At 47.1% G+C, this 8,680-nt stretch carries 6 protein-coding genes; 5 read left to right on the forward strand and 1 reads right to left on the reverse strand.

The features are described 5' to 3' along the window. Positions 1-296 (reverse strand): inorganic diphosphatase (locus ACKPQ4_RS06360; RefSeq protein ID WP_407680360.1); only part of this gene is annotated, 296 nt, incomplete at its 3' end. A 120-nt stretch (positions 297-416) separates the two neighbouring features. On the opposite strand from ACKPQ4_RS06360, the gene ACKPQ4_RS06365 reads away from it, so the two are divergent. The 5 genes from ACKPQ4_RS06365 to ACKPQ4_RS06385 all read left to right on the forward strand — a co-directional run. Continuing rightward, positions 417-956 carry a sigma-70 family RNA polymerase sigma factor gene (locus ACKPQ4_RS06365; protein WP_407680361.1) on the forward strand — a complete coding sequence of 180 codons (540 nt, stop codon included), beginning with the start codon at positions 417-419 and terminating at the stop codon, positions 954-956. Then, complete coding sequence (locus ACKPQ4_RS06370) at positions 953-2,470, forward strand: LamG-like jellyroll fold domain-containing protein (protein WP_407680362.1); 1,518 nt, start codon at positions 953-955, stop codon at positions 2,468-2,470. Before ACKPQ4_RS06365 ends, ACKPQ4_RS06370 begins: the two co-directional genes overlap by 4 nt. 77 nt (positions 2,471-2,547) lie before the next feature. After that, positions 2,548-5,967 carry a DUF1553 domain-containing protein gene (locus ACKPQ4_RS06375; RefSeq protein ID WP_407680363.1) on the forward strand — a complete coding sequence of 1,140 codons (3,420 nt, stop codon included), beginning with the start codon at positions 2,548-2,550 and terminating at the stop codon, positions 5,965-5,967. Between the two features lie 38 nt (positions 5,968-6,005). Then, on the forward strand, positions 6,006-7,460 hold the full coding sequence (locus tag ACKPQ4_RS06380) for a DUF1501 domain-containing protein (protein WP_407680364.1): 1,455 nt from the start codon (positions 6,006-6,008) through the stop codon (positions 7,458-7,460). 84 nt (positions 7,461-7,544) lie between these two features. Further along, positions 7,545-8,680 (forward strand): PVC-type heme-binding CxxCH protein (locus tag ACKPQ4_RS06385; protein WP_407680365.1); only part of this gene is annotated, 1,136 nt, incomplete at its 3' end.

Raw genomic sequence — 8,680 nt, forward strand, 5'->3', positions numbered from 1 at the left:
GCTTCATCCAGATCGATCACATCGATGGGGTCTCCGTCTCCCGCCAGGGTTTCCGGAATAAATCCATAATTTCCGGGGTAGGGTAGGAATTGTATAATTCTTTCTTTTCCATCCTTGTAATCTTTTTCCATTTCACCGGTTTCGAAATTGAATTCCCACTTCTGCTTTGTGCCTGCTGGGATTTCGATCCGGAAGAGAAGGGTGTCTCCTTCTACTGATAAGTTACTGTCGTGCGGATGTTTTGCTTTGCTCGTTGAAAAAAGTGTCAACGCGATTAAGGAGAGGCAAAATTTCATGGTATTAAAAAAAGTGAATGGAAGCATGTTGAAGCAAAATACATCCTATTGCTTAGCAAATTGATCACTGAATGGGAAAAGTTTTGTAAGAATATCAATGGAATGGGAGTTTAATAATAAATGAGCGATGAATTGAACACGGATCCAAGAGGTGCATTTCCCAGATTGTGGGCGAAGCATGATCCCGGCATTCGGGCATTTGTTCGTGCCTCCTTGCCGGATCCACATGATCTCGCTGAGGTGATGCAGAATGTCAGTGTGATTGCTTGGAAAAAGTTTTCTGACCTGGAGGATGCTGAGACTGGATTTGGACCTTGGGTATCTGTGATTGCCCGATATGAGATCCTGAAATTTAGGCGTTCCAAGGCGAGGGACCGCTTGGTGCTTGACGAAGATGTGGCGGAGAAACTCCTAGATGAACCCTCAGATAGTTTTTCGACGCGGTCGGAATGGTTGCTTTGTTTAAGTACCTGCTTAAAGAAATTGAAGAAAGATCATCAAAGTCTTCTGCAGGAAGCCTATGCATCCGATATGTCTATCAAGAAACTGGCTGAGCAGAGGAAGAGAAAGCCCAATGCTGTTTACCAGACCCTGTCCCGTTTAAGGTCTGTTTTGGCTGATTGTATTGAGAAGGAAATGTCAATGAAAGGTGCCCAGTGAAGAACAAACACGATAAACTTTTTTACAAATATCTCGATGGCAGGCTTTCGGAAGAGGAAAAGTCAGAACTCAATAATCTTTTGCGAAAAGACAATGAGGCATGTGAAAGGTTGAAACTCTTAGCCACCGTTTCAGAAGGTTTAAGCGAGTATTCCTACCATCCTCAAAACAATGTAACCAAGCCGTCCTTAAAATATGTTCCTTGGCTCATAAGTTTGGCGGCATCTATTGTTGCGGTGCTTTCATTTTTAAAACCTGAAGCAACACCTGACTTTCCAAAATTAGAAGTCTCTACCCCTCAAACTCCTTTTTATGCTTTGCTGGTTGATCAAGCCGGAGCGGGGTTTGCGGATGGTGCAGGTCCAGACCAAGTTAGATTCAAGAAGGGGTTTTACCAATTGGATGATGGGGTCATTCATTTAAGGTTTAGCAACGGAGTAGACACTGTGATGAGAGCACCAGCTACTTTTGCGATTATGAATGACTCTAACATCCGATTGGATCATGGAGATGTATGGGCAATTGTCCCTGCCGGTGCCGAAGGTTTTACCATTTCCTCTCCCAGTATTGATTACGAAGATCGTGGCACTGAATTTGCCATCTCGGTGGATGGTGAAAAAAGATCGAGTACTTTACATGTAATCGATGGCCAGGTCGATGCAAGGAATCCAAAATCCAGTGAGTTACTATCTTCAGTATTTGAAGGGCAATCCACCGAATTTTCGGACGGGGAATTAATACCAGTTAAAACTCCTGACCTAAGTAAATTTCCCAGCCCCAATTCAATCGGGTATTTACGCTGGCAGGAACAGCATAGCTTTTACACCAATCAATCGGATGAATTGATCGGTTATTTTCCCTTTTTTGAAGAGCCTCAATTGAAGAACTATTCAACCAACCCAATTGCCGGTAATGGGGGGATTCATGGTGCGAGATGGGTAACGGGGCGCTGGCCTGGCAAAAAGGCCCTGTTGTTCGATCGCGATGATGATTATGTGGAGTTTAATATAACCCATGAATTTGATGAATTATCCATGTCGACCTGGATCAATATTGATCGTTTTGATAAAACCCTAACCTCTGTTTTTGTTTCCAACGACTGGGATGTTCCAGGAGATTTCTTCTGGCAAATGACCCGGTATGGGCAAATTTGTATGGGCTATCATGGTGGAAATCGAATTAATAAAACAAATACCCAAGTTATTCCAACAGGCCAATGGATCCATCTCTCAGGCTCGGTATCAATTCCTCAAAAACGAGTGAAATTATATATAAACGGAGAAATGATGAGTTATGCCGATCTCGATCCTTCTTCCTTCAATAAAATGGTTCCAGGGATGTGCAGAATGGGCAACTGGCATACCACGAATATAAACGAAGGCAATAAGGTGCGAGCACTATGCGGAAAGATAGACCAGTTTTCGATCTGGCAAAAAGAACTTTCTCAGGAAGAGGTGGATGAGCTGGTTGAATTAGGGAAAATCAGTGTACTCTGGGCGATGAGTTCCCGATGATATTTCCTTAGTGCTATTTCTTTAGAGTTAACATGCCTCTGTTTGTGTTTTTGAATCGATTTTTAACAATTAATACTATGCGTTTCATACCTCTTCCTTTTTTATTAATTCCACTCTTTCTCTTAGCCGAAGAGAAAGTGGATTTTAATACCCAGATTAAATCCATCCTTTCCAATAAGTGTATTGCCTGTCACGGACCGGATGAAGAGCATCGTGAAGCAGGGCTAAGATTGGATACCTTTGACGGTGCGACTGAAGACTTGGGGGGCTATGCCGCCTTGATCCCGGGTGATGCGGACGATAGTGAAATGATTTTCCGGATGGGGCTCGATTCTGATGACGAGGAGATCATGCCTCCGAAGGGGAAGGGTGACCCGCTTACTGAAGAGGAAATCGAATTGTTTAGCAAATGGATCAATCAGGGAGGGGAGTATGATAAGCACTGGTCCTACAAAAAGCCAGTTCGCCCAGCGGCACCTACGGGCATGCATCCTGTGGACCATTTTGTTCAGGAACGATTAAAGCAGGAAGGACTTAAACCTGCCAACCCTGCTGATAAGCGGACCATTATTCGCCGGGTTTTTCTCGATTTGATTGGGCTTCCTCCCACCCCTGCAGAAGTGGATGCATTTGTACAAAGCCAAGACCCCAATGCCTATAATCAATTGATTGATGATTTGCTCGCCCGGCCCGCATTTGGAGAGCACTGGGCGAGAATGTGGCTTGATCTTGCCCGTTATGCAGACTCCGCAGGATATGCCGATGATGTGCCCCGTACCATCTGGGCGTATCGGGATTATGTGATCCGTGCGTTGAACGAGAATGTACCTTTTGATCAGTTTACCATCGATCAGTTGGCAGGGGATTTACTGCCCAATCCTACGGATGACCAACTAATTGCCACCGCCTTTCACCGCAATACCCAGACCAACAATGAGGGAGGAACCAATGATGAGGAGTTCCGTAATGTTGCGGTAGTCGACCGGGTAAACACCACCTTTGCCACCTGGATGGGAACCACCATGGCCTGTGCCCAGTGTCATACCCATAAGTATGACCCAATCACTCATGAGGAATATTTTCAGGTTTTTGACATCCTTAACCAAACTGAGGATTCGGACAAAAAGGATGAGCGTCCGGTTTACTCCATTTATTCTGACCATCAGAAAAAGAGACAATCGGACCTGAAAAATAAGATATCTGAATTAGAGAGATCCCTTAAACCATCTGCTGAGAATGAGCTCCTGCTGGCAGAACTGAAAAAATGGGAAATTGAGCAAAAGCAAACCAAGTGGGATGCCTTGGTTCCCACAAAAGGAGCCGCTCAATCTGGTGCAGATTTAAACATCTCTGAGGACGGAACCGTTTTTGTATCGGGTGCAAAAAAGCCATTGGAAGAATATGAACTCTCCGCTATTTCATCGATGGATAAAATCACTGCCGTTAGAATTGATCTTCTCAAGGACGCTCGATTGCCCCACAACGGCCCAAGCCGCATACACAACATGGTTCTCAATGAACTGATTCTCAACTCCTTTGGTGATGCGGCAGAGAAAGGCAGTGCCAAGCGTGGTCGTTTTGTGCGTTTGGAACTGCCCGGTAAGCACAAGCTTTTACATATCGCAGAAGTACAGGCTTTTGTGGGGGACGTAAATGTTGCTCTTAAAGGCAAGGCTACCCAGAGTTCCACCGACTATGGCGGGGATGCCAAATTGGCGATCGATGGAAATGTGGACGGGAATTACAATTCCAAGAGTGTTACTCACACCGCTAACTCGGATGAGGAGCCATGGCTGGAGATTGATTTAGGCAAGGAGTATGACCTTACGAAAATTGCTGTATGGAATCGTACCGACAATAAGCTGTACGCCCGTCTGGATGGATTCCGCTTACAGGTATTGGACGAAGAAAGGGTAATTCTCTGGGAAAAGACTTACAGCAAGGCCCCCCAGAGAGAGGCCATTGAATCATTGGACGGAGCCACCACCGCTCGCTTTGCCCGAGCTACTGCCAGCTATGAGCAAAATAATTTCACTGTGGATGAAGCGATTGATGGGAAGCAGGGCCAGGAATCTGGCTGGGCAATCGCTGGCGGGCAGGGTAGGAACCACTACGCAATATTTGAGCTAAAGGATCCATTGCCCGGTGGAGTGCTCAATTTCCGCCTCGTTCAGAATTATCCCAACCATGCAATTGGCAAGTTCCGTTTGTCTGTAACCAATGCGAAAAATCCAGCCTTGGCCTTTTCCCAATCTCTCACCTCGATTCTGGATAAGCCCACCGAAAAGAGATCGCCGCAGGAACAGAAGCAACTGTTGGATTATTTTGTTAAGCAAGGGCCAGCCACCCAACGAATCAGGGAGCAGGTCGCATCTCTTCGCAACCAGCTTAACCAGATCAAGCCATCCGCAACTGTGCCCATGCTAAAGGAGGTAGTGGAAGCCAATCGACGGGAGTCCTTCATTCATTTACGTGGTTCCTACCTTAGCAAGGGACCAATTGTTCGTGCAGGGTTTCCCTCAGCCTTAGCACCCAAGCTCAAAAATATTGATACCCCTAACCGGCTCGATCTTGCGAAATGGTTAATACAGGACGACAACCCCTTGACTCCTCGGGTAACCGCCAATCGATTCTGGGAAAAAATATTTGGAATCGGGCTGGTTGCTACCAGTGAAGAGTTTGGTGCTCAGGGGGAGTTGCCCAGCCATCCCAAACTCCTCGACTGGTTGGCCACCGAAATCGTGGCGATGGATTGGGATGTGAAAGCATTTCTTAAATTGTTAGTTACCTCGGATACCTACCGTCAGAATTCACATGTTACCGATAAGATGGCAGCGATGGATCCGAATAACCGCTTGCTTGCCCGCGGACCCCGCTTGCGTTTGTCTGCCGAAATGGTCCGCGATCAGGCATTGGCAGTTGCCGGATTGCTCAGTTCAAAAATGTATGGTCATCCTGTGAAACCCCCGCAACCCAATATGGGCCTTAAAGCAGCCTTTGGTAGTGGAATCGATTGGAAAACCAGCAAGGGGGAAGACCGCTATCGTCGTGGTATTTACACTACCTGGCGCCGCTCCAACCCCTACCCATCGATGGCTACCTTTGATGCTCCGAACCGGGAAGTATGTTCGGTCCGCCGTGACCGTACCAATACTCCTCTGCAGGCTTTGGTAACTTTGAACGATCCTGTCTATGTGGAAGCCGCTCAATCTCTTGCCCGTGCCATGAAGACAAGAGGTAATAGCCCAGCTGAGCAGCTGGAAAAAGGTTTTGAGATCTGCCTTTCCCGCAACCCAAGCAAAGAGGAACTTGATCGCTTGGTTGCTCTTTATGAGGAAGTTCGAAGCGATTATTCCAAAGACCTGGAACTTGCCCGCAAAATGGCCACTGATCCTATCGGGCCAGCTCCCAAAGACTCCAATCTTGCTGACCTTGCGGCTTTAACTGTTGCAGGGAACATCATGCTCAACCTCGATGAAATGATGATGAAAAGGTAATTCACTCTTCTCTCTTCCATTTTCACTCTTCACATCTCATGAATCCGATACTCGAAAAAATTCAGCTTAATACCCGAAGGCACTTCCTCCAAAATTGTGGGGTGGGGTTGGGCATGGGGGCTCTTGCACAGTTAATGTCTCCCGATGCCTTTGGCCTATCCGCTCCCCAGAATCCTCTGCTTCCGCGTGCTCCTCACTTTGCCCCCAAGGCGAAGCGGGTTATTTATCTTCATTTGACTGGTTCTCCCCCTCACCTTGATATGTGGGATTATAAACCTGAGCTAGGTAAACGAACAGACCAAGATTGTCCGGATGAATTTGTAAAAGGCAAAAAGTTTGCCTTCACTTCCGGTACTCCGAAATTAATGGGATCGCCTCGCAAGTTTGCTCAGTATGGTAAATCCGGCATGTGGATGTCCGATGCCATTCCTCATTTACATGAAGTTGCGGATGATCTGTGCGTGATCAATTCTATGCACACCACTCAGTTTAATCATGCTCCTGCAGAGCTCTTTGTGCATACCGGTTTTCAACAACCAGGCCGCCCATCCTTTGGTGCCTGGACCACTTATGGGTTGGGTTCAGAAAATCAGGACCTGCCAGGCTATGTGGTTTTAATTTCAAGCGGTACCCAACCAAATGGTGGGAAAAACTCCTACAGTGCCGGTTTCATTCCTTCGGTTTATCAAGGCGTCCAGTGTCGCTCCAAGGGAGACCCTGTTCTGTATGTATCTGACCCACCCGGGATGACCCGCGGGCTAAGGCGTTCCAGTCTCGATGCGCTACGCGATTTGAACAATCAGGCGGCCCAGAAATTTGCCCACCCAGAAACCCTAACCCGTATTGCCCAGTACGAACTGGCTTATCGGATGCAGGCATCAGTGCCTGAAGTGATGGACATTAAGAAAGAGTCCAAGGCCACGCTTGAGTCTTATGGGGCCGTGCCGGGTGAATCCAGCTTTGCTAATAATTGCCTTCTCGCCCGCCGCCTTGCAGAAAAAGATGTACGCTTTATTCAACTCTTCGATTGGGGCTGGGACTTTCATGGTACTCGTGAAGACACCTCGATTAATAAGTCAGGTGGCTTGGTTAAGAAGTGTGCCACTATGGACAAGCCAGTTGCTGCATTGATTAAAGATTTAAAGCAGCGGGGTTTATTTGACGATACACTTATAATTATTGGTGGTGAGTTCGGTCGTACACCTTTCCGTGAGGGGCGCACATCGAAGGGACAGTTACTAGGCCGCGATCATTATCCGGACTGCTTTACTATGATTATGGCCGGTGGTGGAGTTAAAGGTGGACATGTCCATGGAGCATCCGATGAACTCGGGTTCAATGTAGCCAAAGACCCTGTGCATGTGCACGACCTGCAGGCCACCTGGATGCATTTGCTCGGCTTCGATCATGAACAATTGACTTATCGTTTTCAGGGTCGTGATTATCGACTAACTGATGTCCATGGCCATGTGGTCAAGGATTTGATTGCCTGATGTTTCAAAGGTCTTTCTGGCCGAAATTTAGAAAAGATTAGCTTTTGGGTTTGTTCCCTAAAAGCGCACGGTTAGGTTAGATTTGTGAAAATTTTATCTTTCTACCCATTTTTATCTTTATTTAGTTTTTGTTTTGGTCTGTTCGCGAGTGCCCATGCTCAGCAAGCCGTTAAAGATTTCGTTTTGCAGGATCCTGAGCTCGAAATAACTCTCTGGGCGGAGTCGCCCTTGTTCTTTAATCCCACCAATATGGATGTGGATAGAAACGGAAGGATCTGGGTAACGGAAGGGGTGAACTATCGCAGAAGTCAAACCCGCAAGGAAGGCGATCGAGTGGTCGTTCTTGAGGATACTGACTTAGATGGCGTGGCTGATAAATCAACCGTTTTTGTACAGGACCCGTACCTCGTTGCCCCGATGGGGATTGGTGTGATTGATAATCAAATCTTTGTTTCGCAGACACCAGACATTATCAAATACACCGATGTGAATCGGAATCTAGTCTATGATGAAGGAGACACTCGCGAAGTCTTCCTCACTGGATTCATCGGGAGCAATCACGATCATTCAACCCACTCGGTCATAGGTGGGCCCGATGGTAAGCTCTACTTTAACCAGGGAAATTGCGGAGCCAAGATCACCGATGGTTCAGGCCGGACTTTTTATGTGGGTAGCTTTTACTACAACAAAGGAGGACCACAGGTGGGATGGAATTTTAACCCCACCACCTTTGCGGGAAAGGAAAGTGATGACGGGCATGTCTGGGTTTCTGGATTTACCGGTCGTATCGATCCCGATGGGGAAAATATGGAAATTGTGGGACATGGGTACCGCAACAGCTATGAGCAGATATTCACCTCCTTCGGGGATATGTTTCAAAATGATAATGATGACCCTCCTGCTTGCCGAACGAGCTTTGTTCCCGAAGGTGCCTTTTTTGGGTTTTGTTCCGAGGATGGGAAGTTCGGTTGGTCCGCCGATCGCATAGCCGGCCAAACCAATGCGGAGGCGGAGTGGCGCACCCACCTGCCGGGTACATTTCCTCCTGGTGATGTTTATGGGAGTGGTTCACCGACCGGGATTACCTACTATGAAAATGGCTCTCTGCCTACCAAGTATGAAGGCTCCCTATTTTCCTGCGAACCGGCCAGACGGATGATCTTCCGCTACCACCCTAAGCCTGATGGGGCAGGTTATGAATTGAAAAGAGAAGAGTTTAT

The sequence above is a fragment of the Candidatus Chordibacter forsetii genome, from assembly GCF_964187505.1.
Taxonomy (GTDB): domain Bacteria; phylum Verrucomicrobiota; class Verrucomicrobiia; order Opitutales; family Seribacteraceae; genus Chordibacter; species Chordibacter forsetii.